Source organism: Nocardia sp. NPDC055165, from assembly GCF_053606985.1.
In genome coordinates this window covers 25,048-40,493 of the sequence record NZ_JBSGSS010000021.1, presented here as the reverse complement: position 1 = coordinate 40,493, position 15,446 = coordinate 25,048, and the positions used below count along the sequence as shown (strand labels likewise).

The window sequence follows — 15,446 nt, the reverse complement described above, 5'->3', positions numbered from 1 at the left end:
AGCAGACGGCGTACGTATGTTGGGACGATGACTGTTGATGCACCTGGCGCACGCCCGAAGGCTGCCGTAGCCGTCCAGGATCAGGACGTCGCACTAGCCGCGATCACCGGCGTGTTCGGAACTCTCGAAGCCGCACTCGCGGCAAAAGACGCAGACGCCTTCGACAGTGTCTTCACCGCCGATGTGGCTTTCATCAATCCGGCGGGATCTGTCTTTCTGAGCTGGGATGAATTGCATGCCTATCACCGGACCGCACTGCGGAACAGCCCGGACGCCGAAGCGAATTACACGATTCTCGCCGCGCGCTTCCTTTCCGGTGGGCACGCGATCGTCACTGTCGAGCAGACACTACGCACCCCGAGTTTCTCGGTAACCAACCGCGGCACATGGGTTTTCACCGAACACAACGACACCTGGTGGGTCAGTTCGGTACACAACACGAATGTGGCGGGCAGTGCCGGATAGCTGTTACGGGACGAGGTCGGCGTATTCGGGATGTTCGGCGATGTATTTTTCGACGTACCAGCAGGTGGGGATGATCTGGTAGCCGTGTTCGCGGGAGTCGTCGAGCCCGTATTTGACGACTTCGGCCGCCACTCCTCGGCCCCGGAACTCCGGAAACGTCATGGTGTGGTGGAAGTCGCGAACCCTGGGGTCTTCGCGTTCGGCGTAGTCGGCGTATCCCGCGAGGACATCGTCGTGGTAGATCTCGTAGCGGGTGTCGGCGACGTTGTGCTCGAGCCTGGTGGTCATGCCTCGGATGCTAACCCGGTCAGAGGACCGCGCCGGGGTTGAGGATGCCTTCGGGGTCGAGTGCGTCCTTGATGCGGCGGGTCAGGGCCATGACGTCGGGGCCGACCTGGTCGGGCAGCCAGGCCTTTTTCAAGCGGCCGACGCCGTGTTCGCCGGTGATGGTGCCGCCGAGGGCGATGGCCAGGTCCATGATCTCGCCGAAGGCACGGTGGGCGCGTGCGGTGTTGTCGGGGTCGGTGGGGTCGTGCACGATCAGCGGGTGGGTGTTGCCGTCGCCCGCGTGCGCGATGAGCGAGACGAGCACGTCGTTGCGTTCGCCGATGGCGGTGACGCCGGCGATCAGGTCGCCGAGCCGGGGCAGCGGCACGCCGACGTCTTCGAGCAGCAGCGGCCCGATCTTCTCCACGGCGGGAATCGCGAATCGTCGTGCGGCGGTGAAGGCCTCACCTTCGGTGGCATCGGCGGTATGGAAAACCTCCGTCGCGCCGGCCTTCTCGCACAGGCCCACCATCACTTGCGCTTCGTGCGCGGCGAATTCGCCGGGGGCGTCGGAGCGGGCGACCAGCAGCGCGGCGGCGGTGCGGTCCAACCCCATCCGCATCTCGTCCTCGACGGCGTTGATCGCGACGGTGTCCATGAATTCGAGCATGGCCGGGCGCAGGGTCGAGGTGATCGCCAGGATCGCGTCGGTCGCCGCGGTGAGCGAGCCGAAACTGGCCACGACGGTCGACTGCGGAGGCTGTGCGGGCAACAGGCGCAGGGTGAGTTCGGTGATCACGCCGAGCGTGCCCTCGCTCCCGACGAACAGTTTCGTCAGCGACAACCCGGCCGAGTCCTTGAGTCGCGGCCCGCCGAGCCGCACCACGGTCCCGTCGGCCAGCACCACTTCCATGCCGAGCACATAGTCGGTGGTCACGCCGTACTTCACGCAGCACAGCCCGCCCGCGTTGGTCGCCGCGTTGCCGCCGATCGAGCAGATCTCGAACGAGGACGGGTCCGGCGGATACCACAGCCCCTCCGCGGCGACAGCCCGCTTCACCTCGGCGTTGAGCAGTCCGGGTTGCGCCACCGCGATCCGGGTCACCGCGTCGACGCTGATCTCCCGCATCAGCTCGGTGCTGAGCACGATTCCGCCGTCCACCGCGGTCGCCCCACCGGACAGGCCGGTCCCGGCCCCGCGCGGCACCACCGGGACCTTGTTCGCGTGCGCCCACCGCAGCGTGGCGGCGACATCGGCGGTACCGCGCGCCCGCACCACCGCCAGCGGCGTGCCGGCGTCGGGATCGCGCGCCCAGTCCTGTCGGTAGCCCGCCAGCAGATCGGGGTCGATGACGACCGCCCCGTCCGGCAACGCCGAAATCAACGAATCGAGGTCACCGCTGCGCTCGTCCACCTGTTCACGCTAACCCGCGCACCCCGTCCGTCGCGGGCAGTTCGTCCTGGTCGATCGCGCACCGGGCGCGCAGGTGAACCACGCCGGGGCAGAAGAATGCCTGGTGATCGACCGGATGTGATGTGGGCCCGAACAAGGAAATCCGCGCATCGATGTGATCTGGCGCGCCCCGTTGGTATATACGCCGTCCAATCCGTCACAATGCCCTGACAGGGTGTGTTCGACGGTGAATCGCCTCGCCGCCCAGCGTGTTTCGAGTTCTGCTCCACGGGTGCGCTCCGCGCGCATCGATCATGCGACGTTGTTGCGCCGCACCGCTTTTCGTAGGGAGGACTGGCGATGATGAAGGAACCGCAGGACCGCGGCGAGCTGGTGGGTGCTCTGCTGGCCGCGGAGTTCGCCGACGCGGGCATCGACACCGAGGTGATACATCGTGTGCACACCGGCGCACATCACGAATGGCTGTCGGCGCTGGAGTCGACCGGGATGTTCGATGTCCGGGCGTTGGCCGAGATCGCCGCACGCTGGGCAGCCGACCCCGCGTTGCTGCGTGACGCTCTGCTCGCCGAGGCCGATGAGCTCACCCGCCGCCGCTGCCTCGCCGCGTGGGCCTCGTTCGATACTCGCCCGATCGCGGCGGTCAGCCGCTAGCCGCTCGGCCCACCCGTTTGCCGGTTGCTCACCCTGGCTTCATCTGCCGCTGGCAGGCTGGCCGCGTGCAGCATCAGGCGAGTGTCACCGAATCGGTGGCCGACCGGTTCACCCGTTGGTGTGCGGCGGTCGTCGCCCGGCTGCCGTGGGGGCTCGACCGGTATGTGCCCGCGACGTTCCTCGGCTTCGCGCTGATCAACAGCTTCACCTTCGGTGTCGACCTGCTGTTGCTCACACTGCTGCACGGCGGTTTCGGCTTGCCCGTCTGGCTGTCGATCACCCTCGCCTACATCGTGGCGTTCGGGCTGAGCTTCCTGCTCAATCGCACCTTCAACTTCCACTCCCACGCGCCGATGGGCAAGCAAGCCGCGGTGTATGTGGTGGTGGTCGTGGTGAACTACCTGGCGTTCATCCTCGGCGTCGGCTCGGGTCTCACCGCGCTCGGTCTGGAGTATCACCTGGCCAGGTTGCTCGCGGGCGGTTGTGAGGCCGTGTACATGTACTGCGCGATGCGCTGGCTCGTCTTCCGCCGCCGGTCGGCGGTGACGGCGACGACCGCCGCGTGATCGCGCGTCGGTGTGCCGGCGGCGTCAACCCCGGAGCACCTCGGTGCGATCGCCGTCGACCAGGACCACGTCGTCGTCGGTGAGCGCCCAGTGCGGGATGTCCTCGGCGACGCAGTGGGCCAGCATCGCGGCGGAGTCGCCATCCGGGTCGGTGGGGGAGTCGAGGTGGACGATCAGGCGACGATCGACCACACCCAATCCGTCCCACCGTGGTTCGATGCCGGTGGTGGGTAGTACCTCGGCGGGGTCGTCCATGGTTTCCAGCCCGTGCAGGTCGGGTCCGAGCAGGCAGGCGCCCGCGCTGTAGCCCGCGTAGACCAGCGTGTCCTCGCGCAACAACGCGGGCAGCACGGAATCGGCTCCGCTGCGGGCGAATTGGGCGCGCAGAACGAACGTGTTGCCGCCGCGCACCCAGACCATCGGGAACCCGCGCAGGTGCCGTTCCAGCCGCTCCGGTTGTCCGGCGTACTCGCGCAGATCCAGCACGTCCGGCGAATAGCCCTGTTGCTCCAGCGGTTTCACATCACTCGTCACCGCCGCCGACCAGGCATCGGGCCACGCGTCACACGCGTTCGGAATCACCGCGACGCGTCCCGGCGCGCCGACGAGCCCGACGAGCCGATCGGCGAAACCGCCGAATCTGTACGACGCCAGGAAGAGTCGCATCAGATAGTGAACGCCAGATTCTGTACGAGCCGCTCACCGAGCGCGGTATCACCCTCGACGACGACTTCGCCGGGGTGCCGGTCGGCGGTGGTGCGCCCGCCGCGTAGTCGCGCGAAAAGCCCGGAGTTCACACGGATCACGGTGGTCGGCTCGTCGGAAACCTCGTCGAGAACCGACCCGCGCCCACCGGCGACCGACAGGTGTACCTGCCGGGTCACCGGACCGGTCAGGTCCAGCGTGATCAGCGAACCATCCGGCGCCTTGGCGCCTTTCACCACCGCACGGCCGAGTCCGAGGGTCAGTTCGGTGAACGCGGCCTCGGCCCGCGCGCCACCCTCGGGCACGCTGCGCCCGATCCCGTCGGCGAGGTCGAGTTCGTGCATCCAGCAATCGAACAGCCGCACCCGCATGAACCGCCCGTAGGGGACCTGACCCACCGGTGAGACGGTCGGCGCCTGCCAGGCGTCGTCGTCCATGGCGGCCAGTGCCGCCCGGCGACGTTCGGTGGTCTCGTCGAACAGCGCGAGCAGCCGCTTGCCGGAGAGCGGGCGCAACCGGTCGACCCAGATCTCGTTGAGCACGGCCACTTCGTTGCGCACATGCGGCAGGGTTCGCACGTCGGTCTTGGGACGCAGGGGATCGTGCGGCGGCGGTGTCTCACCGAGTAACCACGACTCGGTGCCGATCACGTGCGCGACCACGTCGAACAGGGTCCAGCCGGGCAGCGGAGACGTTCGGCGCCAAGCCTTTTCGTCGAGGTCGGTGACCAGCAGCGCGATGGCTTCCCACTGCTCGGCGAGCAGGTCGGTGAGTTGTTCGCGCCCCGGCGTCTCGATCATCCCTGTGCTCCTTCTGCTTCGCTCTGGTCGAGCGCGGTGAGGCCGGCGCGGATCGCCGCTGCGGTCGAATTCGGTTCGTGCGGGCGACGCAAGAGGAAACCCTTGGCGAAGGTGAGTTTGTCACCGTGCTTGCGTGGGACCACGTGCAGGTGGACGTGGCCGACGGTCTGGAACGCGGCGGTGCCGTCGTTGAGGATGAGGTTGGCGCCGTCGCTCGCGAGCCCGCTCAGGCGCAGGGCACGGGCCAGACGGTGGCCGGTGCGGAAGATCCGGGCGCCGAGGTCGGGGTCGAGATCGTCGAGTTCGGTCGCGTGGACCTTGGGAACGATCAGGGTATGGCCACGGGTGATGGGACGGATGTCGAGGAACGCGCAGACCGCGTCATCGGAGTAGACCATGGTTGCCGGTGCGGCACCCGCCACGATCCGACAGAAGGCGCAGTCGTTCACGGCCTCGACCCTACGGTGTGATCTGGGTCGCGCAACAGCCCGAACCGGTCGCTACCATGACGCGCATCACGTCTCGTCGGATACGCGGGTGCCCGGCCTGGAGCCGGACGTCGAGGTAAGTAACCGACGTGGATGTGCGCTCTTGCATGTCCCCACCTGCGGTGACGAATCTCGGTGTGGGCACCGGCCGGTGTCCGCCGGGCCGGGAGCTGGTTGTCACTGCTGACGAGGGCCGCGGTGTCCGTTTTGTGGTCGTCAGTCCAGTTCTCCGTTGTGACGGGCATCTCCGCTAGGCTCACCGCGAGCCGAGTACAGTTGCCAGGATTTCAGTCGAACTTACTCACAGGTAACTTCGGCGCCCCGTTGTTCCCAGGCTCGAAGCCAGCACGAAAAGGAAGTCTGACTAGTGGAGACAACGCAAAACGTGGGCGAGGGTTCGCCGCGCGGAGCGCGTGTCGGAGTCGTTCGCGAGTCCGGCCCGGGTGAGCGGCGAGTCGCATTGGTGCCCAAGATCATCCCCGCCCTGTCCAAGCAGGGTGTCGAGGTGATCGTGGAAGCCGGTGCCGGCCTCGGCGCTCTCATTCCCGACGCTGCCTATGTAGAGGCAGGCGCGACCATCGGTGACCCATGGTCGGCCGAGGTCGTCGTCAAGGTCGCCCCGCCCAGTGATGCCGAGGTGGGCAAGCTGTCCTCCGGGCAGACCCTGATCGGTTTCCTGGCGCCGCGCAATGCCGAGAATCAGATCGGCGCGCTGAAGTCCGCCGGTGTGCAGGCGTTCGCCGTCGAGGCGATTCCTCGTATCTCGCGCGCCCAGGTGATGGATGCCCTGTCCTCGCAGGCGAACGTGGCCGGGTACAAGGCCGTGCTGCTCGCCGCGTCGGAGTCGACCCGGTTCTTCCCGATGCTCACCACCGCCGCGGGCACCGTGAAGCCGGCCACCGTGCTGGTGCTCGGTGTGGGTGTTGCCGGTCTGCAGGCGCTGGCCACGGCCAAGCGTCTGGGCGGGCGGACCACCGGTTACGACGTGCGTCCCGAGGTCGCCGATCAGGTGCGCTCGGTCGGTGCGCAGTGGCTGGATCTGGGGATCGACGCCGCCGGTGAGGGTGGGTACGCCCGCGAACTCACCGACGAGGAGAAGGCTCAGCAGCAGCAGGCGCTCGAAGATGCCATCAAGGGCTTCGACGTCGTCATCACTACCGCGCTGGTGCCGGGTCGCCCCGCACCCCGCCTGGTCACCGCGGCCGCTGTCGAGGGCATGAAGCCCGGCAGCGTGATCGTCGACCTGGCCGGGGAGACCGGTGGCAACTGTGAGCTCACCGAGCCCGGCGAGGTCGTGGTCAAGCACGAGGTGACCATCGCCTCGCCGCTGAACCTGCCCGCCACGATGCCCGAGCACGCTTCCGAGTTGTACTCGAAGAACATTTCGGCGCTGCTGGAACTGATGCTGGTCGACGGCAAGCTCGCCCCCGACTTCGAGGATCAGGTCCTGGCGGATTCCTGCGTCACCCGTGAGGTGGAAGCCTGATGTACACCGAACTGCTCGCCAATATCGCGATCCTCGTGCTGTCCGGCTTCGTCGGCTTCGCGGTGATCTCGAAGGTCCCCAACACCCTGCACACCCCGCTGATGTCGGGCACCAACGCCATTCACGGCATCGTCGTGCTCGGTGCGCTGGTGACCCTGGGCAATGTGAAGGACCCCTCGCTGCTCGTACAGGTGATCCTGTTCGTCGCGGTGGTGTTCGGAACACTGAACGTCATCGGTGGCTTCGTGGTCACCGACCGCATGCTCGGCATGTTCAAGGGTAAGAAGAAGGCGGCCGAGTGATGCACGCAGTCGACAACATGACCTACCTGGTCAACGGCCTCTACATCGTGGCCTTCTCCATGTTCATCTACGGCCTGATGGGCCTGACCGGCCCGAAGACCGCGGTCCGCGGCAACCAGATCGCCGCTGTCGGTATGGGTATCGCGGTGGTCGCCACCTTGATCTCGGTGCGCCACGCCGCCCTGCTCAACTGGATCCTCATCGCTGCCGGCCTGATCGTCGGTGTGGCACTGGGTGTTCCGCCCGCCATCCGCACCAAGATGACCGAGATGCCGCAGCTGGTCGCGGCGTTCAACGGCGTCGGTGGTGGCACGGTCGCGTTGATCGCGTGGGCCGAATTCGTCGACAGCGCGGGCTTTTCGCAGCTGCACGAGGAACCGACCATCCACATCATCATCGGTTCGCTGTTCGCCGCGGTGATCGGCTCGATCTCCTTCTGGGGCTCGATCATCGCCTTCGCCAAGCTGCAGGAACTGCTGTCCGGCAAGCCGATCAGCGTCGGTCGCCTGCAGCAGCCGCTGAACCTGATCCTGCTCGTCGGCGCGATCGTGTGCGCCGTCGTGATCGGCCTCGGCGCCGACAACGGTGGCGTCTCGCAGCTGTGGATGATCGGCCTGCTGGTGCTCGCCGGTGTGCTCGGCCTGATGGTCGTGCTGCCCATCGGTGGCGCGGACATGCCGGTCGTGATCTCGCTGCTCAACGCCCTGACCGGTCTGTCGGCCGCGGCCGCGGGTCTGGCGCTGAACAACACCGCGATGATCGTCGCGGGCATGATCGTCGGCGCCTCGGGCACCATCCTCACCAACCTGATGGCCAAGGCCATGAACCGCTCCATCCCCGCGATCGTGGCCGGTGGCTTCGGTGGCGGCGGCGCGGTCGCGGGTTCGGGTGACGGTGAGGCCAAGACGGCGAAGGCCACCTCCGCCGCCGACGCCGCGATCCAGATGGCCTACGCCAACCAGGTGATCGTGGTCCCGGGCTACGGTATGGCCGTGGCCCAAGCCCAGCACGCGGTCAAGGAGATGGCGCTGCTGCTCGAGGGCAAGGGTGTCGAGGTCAAATACGCGATCCACCCGGTCGCCGGTCGCATGCCCGGCCACATGAACGTGCTGCTGGCCGAGGCCGAGGTGTCCTACGACGCGATGAAGGAAATGGACGACATCAACGGTGAGTTCAACCGTACCGATGTGGTCCTGGTCATCGGCGCCAACGACGTCACCAACCCGGCGGCCCGCGACGACAAGTCGAGCCCGATCTACGGCATGCCGGTGCTCAATGTCGACCAGGCCAAGAGCGTCATCGTGCTCAAGCGCTCGATGAACTCCGGCTTCGCCGGTATCGACAACCCGCTGTTCTACGCCGACCACACCTCGATGCTGTTCGGTGATGCGAAGAAGTCCGTCGGTGCGGTCACCGAGGAACTGAAAGCGCTGTAAGACAGCCGAAGACAACCGCAAGAGGCTCCGCTGTTCGCGCCGAACAGCGGAGCCTCTTGTTGTTGTGCCGACTCCACGACTCGCAATCAGACGGTCATGTCTGTGGCCGGTGGGTGTGGGTATGCCGCAGCTGAGGCAAGCCGACAACGGGAGGAGTTCGATCTCGTGGAGGAGATATTACGGCCGATCATCGTGCTGCTCGCTACGGCGGCGATCACGGTCTCGGTGGGTTTGCTGGTAGAGCGTGTGCTGCGCTACGCGGCGCGCCGCAGTCCCAGCGTCCATCTGCCATCGCTGCGGCGACTGCAACTGCCGCTGCAGATTCTGCTCGGGACGGTCACCTTGCACGCGGTCTATCCGCTCGCCGAGCTCGACCTGCGCCAGGACGTGGTGATCCGGAGCTTCCTGGCGACGGCGGCCATCATCGCCGCGGTGTGGTTGGTCATCCGGGCCACCGATGTGGTGGCCGAAAGCCTGCTGGGCCGCTATGCCCAACGCGCCAGCGAGGTTTCGCGCGTGCGCCAGTTGCGCACCCAGCTCGGACTGGTGCGTCGCATCGTCACTTCGGTGCTGGTGGTCACCACCGCCGCGGTGGCCATCCTGTTGCTGTTCCCGAGTCTGCGGACCCTCGGCACGTCGATGCTGGCCTCGGCGGGCGTGATCGGCATCATCGTCGGTGTCGCCGCCCAGTCGACGTTGAGCAATCTCATGGCCGGGTTGCAGATCGCCTTCGGCGACTCGGTCAAGATCGGCGATACCGTTGTCGTGGAAGGGGAGTGGGGAACTGTCGAGGAGATCACCCTGGCCTTCCTGACCGTGCGGATCTGGGACGACCGCAGGCTCACCATGCCGGTGTCCTACTTCAACAGCCAACCCTACGAGAACTGGTCGCGGGGCGGCTCGCAGGTCACCGGCACAGTGCTGCTGCACCTCGACCACAGCACCCCGGTACCCGCGCTGCGCGAGCATCTGCACACCTACCTGCGCGAGTGCCGGGAATGGGACGGCCGCAACTGGAATCTGCTGGTAACCGACAGCACGCCGACCGACATCGTCGTCCGCGCGACGATGTCGGCCGCCGATGCCGACGACGCGTGGACCCTGCGCTGCGCGGTCCGTGAGGAGCTGCTCACCTGGATCGGGCGCCACCATGCCCACGCGTTTCCCAAGATCCCGACTTCGATCACCCACTCTGCCGAGCAGGCAGGTGATCGCGTCGACGACCAGACGGTGCTGGCCACCGAGCCCTGGGCTTCGTCGGCGCGCTAGGCCGGCCGGCCGCCGACAGCTGTCTCACTTGAAGCGCTCAGCCAACAGGTCGAGGGTCGCCATGGCAACCCGGTAGTCCGGCCGTTTGCTGTCCGCGGGCAGCTCGTAGACCTGACTCTTCTGGAAGGCAGGCAGTATCGCGAGCGCCGGATCTGCCTTCAGCTGGGCGATATCGCGGCCGTTGTCGACCGAGATCACGAACAGCACCGGCGCGTCGACGACGGTGCTCAGTAGTTCGGGGCTGAAGGTCACCCAGTCGGCTGCCGCGGGCCGGGGCGGGTTGCCCGCCTTCGCTTCGATCTTGTCGTCGATGGTGAATCCGACCTCGGCGAGCAGTGTGGCCAGCGGGGTGTTGGGGGCCAGCAGGATGGGCTTGCCGTCCGATTGGGACTGCATCACGGCCGTCGCGCCCTGTGGCAGCTTCATGCCGGACTTCACCTTCGCGACCTTGTCGTCGTAGGTGGTGATCATGCTGTCCACCTTGTCGGGGCGGTTCACGATGTGGGCCACCGACTTCAACTGGTCCTGCCAGTTGGCGGCGTCGGAGGGTACGAGCGCGGTGGGCGCGACGGCCGTGAGCTTGTCGTAGTTCTTGATCGACTGCATGCCGGGGTATCCGGGCCCGCCGCCGATGATCAGGTCCGGCCGCTGGGCGGCGATGAACTCCAGGTTCAGGTCGTCACCGGAGGGCACTGCCTCGGTGCCCTGTTCCGCGGCATCCGCCGCCCAGGACGGGGGGAACTCGCCGGGCTTCAGCGTGATGCCCAGAATGCGCGGATCCGCGGCTTTCACCTTGGCATCCAGGTCGAAGAGGTATCCGGCGAGAGCGCCGTTGAGGACCACGATGCGCTGCGGGTCGGCGGGCACGGTGACGAGGCCCTTGGCGGTTTCCACCTGGCGAGTGCCGGTGTCGGCGGCCTGGTCGGCAGTGGAGCTGCCGCAGCCCGCTGCCGTCGCGGCCACCGCGACGATCAGGAGCGCGACGGCGGCACGCATGCGCGCCGTCATTCGATGAACTGACATGAACGGTGTTCCTTCTTCTTCGGGGCAGGTTCAGGGGTGACTCGGCGGGCAAAAGGCCCTGCCGTTCATCGCAACGGCAGGGCCCCTGGTCGGTACCGATCAGGCGGATCGGCGTTCGGTGGATTCCACGTTCGTGGTGTCGAGCTGACGGATCAGCTCGTCGGTGCTGGTGACGGCACCGCAACGGCGAGCGACGTAGTTCAGCGCCATGATGTGGTCGTCGCGGCTGAAGTCGGCGGTGGCATCGTGGACGAGGAAGGGGCGCACGTCGCCCATGAACGCCTCCGCGGCACTGAGCATGCAGCCCATGTGGGTGTAGACGCCGGTGATGAGGAGCTGATCGCGACCGTAGTAGCCGAGTAGCTCACGCAGATCGGTGCGTTGGAAGGCGGAGTAGCGCCACTTGGTGACCTGGATGTCCTGTGGGTCGGGGGCGATGGCGTTGATCACCTCGGTATCGGCGCCCTCGGACATGCCGGTGCCCCAGAAGTCGGCGAGTATCCCGCGCCGTGACGGATGCTGGTCGCCGGGTTGCATCGTGTAGATGACCGGGATGTCGAACCGGTGGCAGTGATCGCGCAGGGTGGCGATGTTGGCGATGAGGGTGCGCGCGGGATCGCGGTAGAGGTCGTAGGCGTCGAGGAAGTACTGCTGCATGTCGTGGATCAGCAGTGCGCTGCGGCCGGCCTCGGCGGTCCAGTCGACCTGGTCGGCGGTGAACTCGTCCGCGGTCGGCATCGGATAGGGCGCGATCGGGGGAATGGGCATGGGGAGTCTCCGTTGAGCGTTGGGTCGGCGGGGTCAGCCGACGGTGACGGGCAGGTCGGCGATACCGAGCGGCCCGAGGATGCGCTGGAATTTGCCGGTGGTCTCGGCCAATTCGGCGGCAGGGTCGGAGGCGGCGACGATCCCGCCGCCCGCGTGCGCGAGCAGGGTGGTGCCGTCGGCGGACAGCTCGGCACAGCGGATGCTCACCATCCACTCACCGTTGCCGTCGGCGTCGCACCAGCCGACCGCACCGGCGTAGAAGCCGCGTTCGCCCTCGAGTTCGGCGATCACGCGGGCGGCCGCCGCGGTGGGCGTGCCGCAGATCGCGGGGGTCGGGTGCAGGGCTACTGCCAACTCCAGTGCCGACGGTCCGGCGAGCGGGACTGTCGCGGTGATCGGCGTGCCCAGATGCCACATCGCCGGTGTGGCCGTGAGTTCCGGTGCGGGAGTCTGTACTTCGGCGCACCGGTCACGCAGCACGGCGGAAACCTGGTCGGTCACGAAGCGGTGCTCGGCATGGTCTTTGGTGGAGGCGAGCAGTGCGTCGGCGGCGGTGCGGTCGGCGCCGCTGTCGTCGAGGATTCGCCGGGCCGAGCCTGCCAGCGGGTGGCTCAGGACCTGACTTCCGTTGCGGCGTACCAGGATCTCGGGGCTGGAGCCGACCAGGTGTCGGCCGGGATAGCGTCCGCCCGCGACGGAGAGGTCGACCAGGAACCCGTTGGACATCGGGTCCGAGGCGACCATCAGGTCCAGGATATCCAGTGCTCGAACAGGTTTCGTCGTCCGAGCGCGAACAGCGCGGGCCAGCACCACCTTTCGCAACGGATGCGCGGGATTGCCGAGCAGTTCGACTGCGGTGGCGACGCGCTGGCGGTGTTCCTCCGGCGCGGGCAGCGCGGCATCGAGTTCGAAGCGGGGCAGCGCCCGCGAACCGGGTTGGTGCGGCGCCTCGGTGATCGTCACCGAATCCGGCGCCCACAGCGCGGTCGGAGCGCCGGGGGTGAACGGTAGCGCGCCGACGATGTGGCTGATCCGGCCACTGCGCAGCGCGGTGATCGCGTCGTGTGCCGAGCGGAAGACGGTCCCGCCCGCGGTGGCGGACACGGTCCGCTGCGGACGGGACAGCAGGAAAGCGGGGTCTGAGCTGTCGGTACTGATGGTGATCATTCCTCTCGGTCACATGTCGAGCGTTGCGCCACCGTCGACCCGCAGGTCGTGCATCGTGATGTGGCGGGCGTCCTCGGACGCCAGGAAGTGGACTGAGCCCGCGATATCGGCGGGAGTGGCGATGCGGCGCAACGGAATTCCGAGGCGGTAGACACTCGGATCGCCGTCGAGCAGCGCATGCTCGGCCGCGTCGTCGACGGTGCCGCCGAACATCTCACGCAGCATCGGGGTATCGGTGGAACCGGGCGAGACCAGGTTCACCCGCACGCCGAGCGGTGCGACTTGCAGGGCCAGCGAGCGGGTGAACGCGGTGGCGGCGGCCTTGGCGGCGCCGTAGGCGGCCATGGCGACGCGTGGCGTGGCGGCCGCGTTCGAGGAGACGACCACGATCGCGCCACGACCGGCGCGGACCATCTCGGCGGCTGCGCGCTGGGTGATCAGCATCGTGCCGGTGGCGTTGACGGTCAGGCAGCGTGCCCACTCCTGTGGGTCGAGTTCGAGTGCGGAGCCGCCGACCATGAGCCCGGCCGCGTGCACGACGACATCGGGTGTTCCGAATTCCGTGGTGAGACGGTCGAAGGCGGCCTGTACTTCGGCGCCGTCGCTGATATCCAGTTCGACGCCATGAGCGGATCGTGCCGTGAGTTCGGCGGCGACCTTGTGGACGGCGGGGTCGCGGTCCCACAGCGAGAGAACTCCCGCTTCGCCGGCGAAACGGGCGGCGACCGCGGCGCCGATTCCCCCGGCGGCGCCGGTCACGACGACGATTCGCCCTCTGGACTCACCACTATGCATGAGGTTAGCCTAACCTGATTTCATCGTCGGTTGGTTAGCTTCCCTTACAGCTTCCGGCGAGGAACTTCGAAGATCCGCTGGAAAGAGGTGCTCGACTTGACCGATCCCGTGCTCCCCGGATTCACTCCGTGGCCCGCTGAGCTGGCACAACGATATCGAGAGCAGAACTGTTGGACCGGTGAGACATTCGGCGACGTGCTCACCGCGCGCGCGGTCGCGGCGCCGGACCGGATCGCGGTCCTGGACGACGCGAACAGCTGGACCTACGCCGAACTCGAGCATCGTTCCCGCTCGCTCGCCACCGGTTTGGCCCGCCTCGGCATCGCGCCCGGTGACCGGGTGCTGGTGCAGCTGCCCAACCGCGCGGAATTCGTCGAGGCGATCTTCGCGCTGTTCAAGCTCGGTGCGCTGCCGGTGTTCTGTCTGCCCGCCCATCGCAAGGCCGAGCTGGTGCCGATCGCCGAGGCCGCCGGGGCGAAGGCCATGATCACCTGCGGCACGCACCAGCGTTTCGACTACGCGGCGCTGGCCGCCGAGGTGCGCGGCGAGGTCGAGAGTCTGCGCCACCTGGTGCTGGTCGACTGTCCGTCGCTGCCCGGTGACGCGCACGATATCGACGAATTCCGGGACACCCCTACCGAATTGGCGGGCCCGTCGCCGAGCGATGTGGCGTTCCTGCAACTGTCCGGCGGGAGTACGGGTATCCCGAAGCTCATCGCGCGTACCCACGACGACTACCTGTACAGCGTGCGCCGCAGCGCCGAGATCTGTGAGCTCGACAGCGCCACTGTCTATCTCGCGACGCTGCCGGTCGCGCACAACTTCCCGATGAGTTCGCCGGGCATCCTCGGTGCGCTGTGGGCGGGTGGCGCGGTGGCGATGACGCCGGATCCGACTCCGGCGACGGCCTTTCCGCTGATCGAGCGATTCGGCGTCACCATCACGGGTCTGGTCCCCCCGCTGGCGCGGCTGTGGACCGAGCGCGCCGAGGCAGGCGAGACCGCGGATCTGTCCAGTCTGCGGGTACTCCAGGTGGGTGGGGCGCGGTGCCAGGACGAGCTCGCCCGCCGGATCGGTCCCGCGCTCGGTGTGACCCTGCAGCAGGTGTTCGGCATGGCTGAGGGGCTGGTCTGCTACACGCGGCTCGACGACCCGATCGACGTGGTGGTCAGCACGCAGGGTCGCCCGATGTCGGAGTACGACCAGCTCGCCGTCGTCGACGACAACGGCGCCGAGGTGGCGCCGGGGTCCACCGGCAACCTGATCACGCAGGGCCCGTACACCATTCGCGGCTACTACGACAACCCCGACGCCGATGCCCGCAGCTTCACCGCCGACGGCTGGTACCGCACCGGCGACATCGTGTCCGTGCGCCCGGACGGCAATCTCGTGGTCGCGGGCCGCGCGGGCGACTGGGTGAACCGGGGCGGCGAGAAGGTATCGGCCGAAGAGCTCGAGGCGCACCTGCTCGAACATCCCGCGGTCCGCGACGCTGTCATCGTCGGCACGCCGGATCCTGTGCTGGGTCAACGGATTTGCGCGTTCGTTCAGCCGATCGACCCGGGGCAGCGGCCCACGCTGATCTCGGTGCGCAAGTTCGTCCGCTCGCGCGGCGTGGCGGCGTGGAAGATGCCCGACACGGTCGTGGTCGTCGACGAATTCCCGGAAACCGGGGTCGGCAAGACCAGCCGCAAGGATCTGCGGCAGGCGCTCGCCGATGGTGCGCACGGCAGCTGACAGGCACCGGCCCCGCGCGGGTGGAGGGTTCTCGCTGACGAGGCCCACGACATCGCGCCGGGCCCGCGGTGGCACAGTCGTACTGCCACCGCGGGCCCGGATCCGGA

Annotated in this window: 17 protein-coding genes; 8 read left to right on the top strand and 9 right to left on the bottom strand. The window is 67.6% G+C overall.

Features of this window, described 5'->3' with window-relative positions; genetic code table 11:
* Window positions 1–27: 27 nt before the first annotated feature.
* Window positions 28–465: an SgcJ/EcaC family oxidoreductase gene (locus ACWFRF_RS31575; protein WP_452453768.1), complete on the top strand. Its 438-nt coding sequence runs from the start codon at window positions 28–30 to the stop codon at window positions 463–465.
* Window positions 466–468: 3 nt separating this feature from the next.
* Here ACWFRF_RS31575 and ACWFRF_RS31570 read toward each other — a convergent pair whose 3' ends face one another.
* Entirely contained in the window at window positions 469–753 is a 285-nt protein-coding gene (locus ACWFRF_RS31570; RefSeq protein ID WP_378995434.1) for a GNAT family N-acetyltransferase, read from the bottom strand.
* Window positions 754–772: 19 nt separating this feature from the next.
* Entirely contained in the window at window positions 773–2,146 is a 1,374-nt protein-coding gene (locus tag ACWFRF_RS31565; protein WP_378995436.1) for an FAD-binding oxidoreductase, read from the bottom strand.
* A 339-nt stretch (window positions 2,147–2,485) separates the two neighbouring features.
* Between ACWFRF_RS31565 and ACWFRF_RS31560 the strand changes: the two genes are divergently transcribed.
* Both ACWFRF_RS31560 and ACWFRF_RS31555 read left to right on the top strand, forming a co-directional pair.
* Complete coding sequence (locus ACWFRF_RS31560) at window positions 2,486–2,797, top strand: hypothetical protein (protein WP_452453766.1); 312 nt, start codon at window positions 2,486–2,488, stop codon at window positions 2,795–2,797.
* 65 nt (window positions 2,798–2,862) lie between these two features.
* Complete coding sequence (locus ACWFRF_RS31555) at window positions 2,863–3,363, top strand: GtrA family protein (RefSeq protein ID WP_378995440.1); 501 nt, start codon at window positions 2,863–2,865, stop codon at window positions 3,361–3,363.
* Between the two features lie 24 nt (window positions 3,364–3,387).
* Here ACWFRF_RS31555 and ACWFRF_RS31550 read toward each other — a convergent pair whose 3' ends face one another.
* Genes ACWFRF_RS31550 through ACWFRF_RS31540 form a run of 3 tightly spaced genes read right to left on the bottom strand, consistent with a single transcriptional unit; the run spans window position 3,388 to window position 5,317 of the window.
* Window positions 3,388–4,029 (bottom strand): Type 1 glutamine amidotransferase-like domain-containing protein, encoded by a 642-nt coding sequence (locus ACWFRF_RS31550; protein WP_452453763.1) that lies wholly within the window; start codon window positions 4,027–4,029, stop codon window positions 3,388–3,390.
* Window positions 4,029–4,868 (bottom strand): maleylpyruvate isomerase N-terminal domain-containing protein, encoded by an 840-nt coding sequence (locus tag ACWFRF_RS31545; RefSeq protein ID WP_452453762.1) that lies wholly within the window; start codon window positions 4,866–4,868, stop codon window positions 4,029–4,031. Before ACWFRF_RS31545 ends, ACWFRF_RS31550 begins: the two co-directional genes overlap by 1 nt.
* The gene (locus ACWFRF_RS31540) at window positions 4,865–5,317 is read right to left on the bottom strand and encodes an HIT family protein (protein WP_378995446.1); all 453 of its coding nucleotides are present in this window, start codon (window positions 5,315–5,317) and stop codon (window positions 4,865–4,867) included. The genes ACWFRF_RS31545 and ACWFRF_RS31540 overlap by 4 nt, the downstream gene beginning before the upstream one ends.
* A 406-nt stretch (window positions 5,318–5,723) precedes the next feature.
* Here ACWFRF_RS31540 and ACWFRF_RS31535 point away from each other — a divergent pair, with 406 nt between their 5' ends.
* The 4 genes from ACWFRF_RS31535 (at window position 5,724) to ACWFRF_RS31520 (ending at window position 9,849) form a co-directional block, all read left to right on the top strand.
* Window positions 5,724–6,842 carry a Re/Si-specific NAD(P)(+) transhydrogenase subunit alpha gene (locus ACWFRF_RS31535; RefSeq protein WP_387448023.1) on the top strand — a complete coding sequence of 373 codons (1,119 nt, stop codon included), beginning with the start codon at window positions 5,724–5,726 and terminating at the stop codon, window positions 6,840–6,842.
* The gene (locus tag ACWFRF_RS31530) at window positions 6,842–7,144 is read left to right on the top strand and encodes an NAD(P) transhydrogenase subunit alpha (RefSeq protein ID WP_056818017.1); all 303 of its coding nucleotides are present in this window, start codon (window positions 6,842–6,844) and stop codon (window positions 7,142–7,144) included. Before ACWFRF_RS31535 ends, ACWFRF_RS31530 begins: the two co-directional genes overlap by 1 nt.
* A gap of 17 nt (window positions 7,145–7,161) precedes the next feature.
* Entirely contained in the window at window positions 7,162–8,580 is a 1,419-nt protein-coding gene (locus tag ACWFRF_RS31525; RefSeq protein ID WP_452453810.1) for an NAD(P)(+) transhydrogenase (Re/Si-specific) subunit beta, read from the top strand.
* A gap of 165 nt (window positions 8,581–8,745) precedes the next feature.
* On the top strand, window positions 8,746–9,849 hold the full coding sequence (locus tag ACWFRF_RS31520; RefSeq protein WP_378995450.1) for a mechanosensitive ion channel family protein: 1,104 nt from the start codon (window positions 8,746–8,748) through the stop codon (window positions 9,847–9,849).
* Between the two features lie 24 nt (window positions 9,850–9,873).
* Here ACWFRF_RS31520 and ACWFRF_RS31515 read toward each other — a convergent pair whose 3' ends face one another.
* The 4 genes from ACWFRF_RS31515 to ACWFRF_RS31500 all read right to left on the bottom strand — a co-directional run bounded on the left by ACWFRF_RS31515 (window position 9,874) and on the right by ACWFRF_RS31500 (window position 13,602).
* Complete coding sequence (locus ACWFRF_RS31515; protein WP_452453759.1) at window positions 9,874–10,872, bottom strand: ABC transporter substrate-binding protein; 999 nt, start codon at window positions 10,870–10,872, stop codon at window positions 9,874–9,876.
* 99 nt (window positions 10,873–10,971) lie between these two features.
* Window positions 10,972–11,640 carry an isochorismatase family protein gene (locus ACWFRF_RS31510; RefSeq protein WP_452453757.1) on the bottom strand — a complete coding sequence of 223 codons (669 nt, stop codon included), beginning with the start codon at window positions 11,638–11,640 and terminating at the stop codon, window positions 10,972–10,974.
* Window positions 11,641–11,673: 33 nt separating this feature from the next.
* Window positions 11,674–12,807 (bottom strand): isochorismate synthase, encoded by a 1,134-nt coding sequence (locus ACWFRF_RS31505; protein WP_452453756.1) that lies wholly within the window; start codon window positions 12,805–12,807, stop codon window positions 11,674–11,676.
* A gap of 9 nt (window positions 12,808–12,816) precedes the next feature.
* A complete protein-coding gene (locus tag ACWFRF_RS31500; RefSeq protein ID WP_379312305.1) occupies window positions 12,817–13,602 on the bottom strand; it encodes an SDR family oxidoreductase in 786 nt (261 codons plus the stop codon).
* Between the two features lie 87 nt (window positions 13,603–13,689).
* Here ACWFRF_RS31500 and ACWFRF_RS31495 point away from each other — a divergent pair, with 87 nt between their 5' ends.
* On the top strand, window positions 13,690–15,339 hold the full coding sequence (locus ACWFRF_RS31495) for a (2,3-dihydroxybenzoyl)adenylate synthase (RefSeq protein WP_452453754.1): 1,650 nt from the start codon (window positions 13,690–13,692) through the stop codon (window positions 15,337–15,339).
* Window positions 15,340–15,446 lie beyond the last annotated feature (107 nt).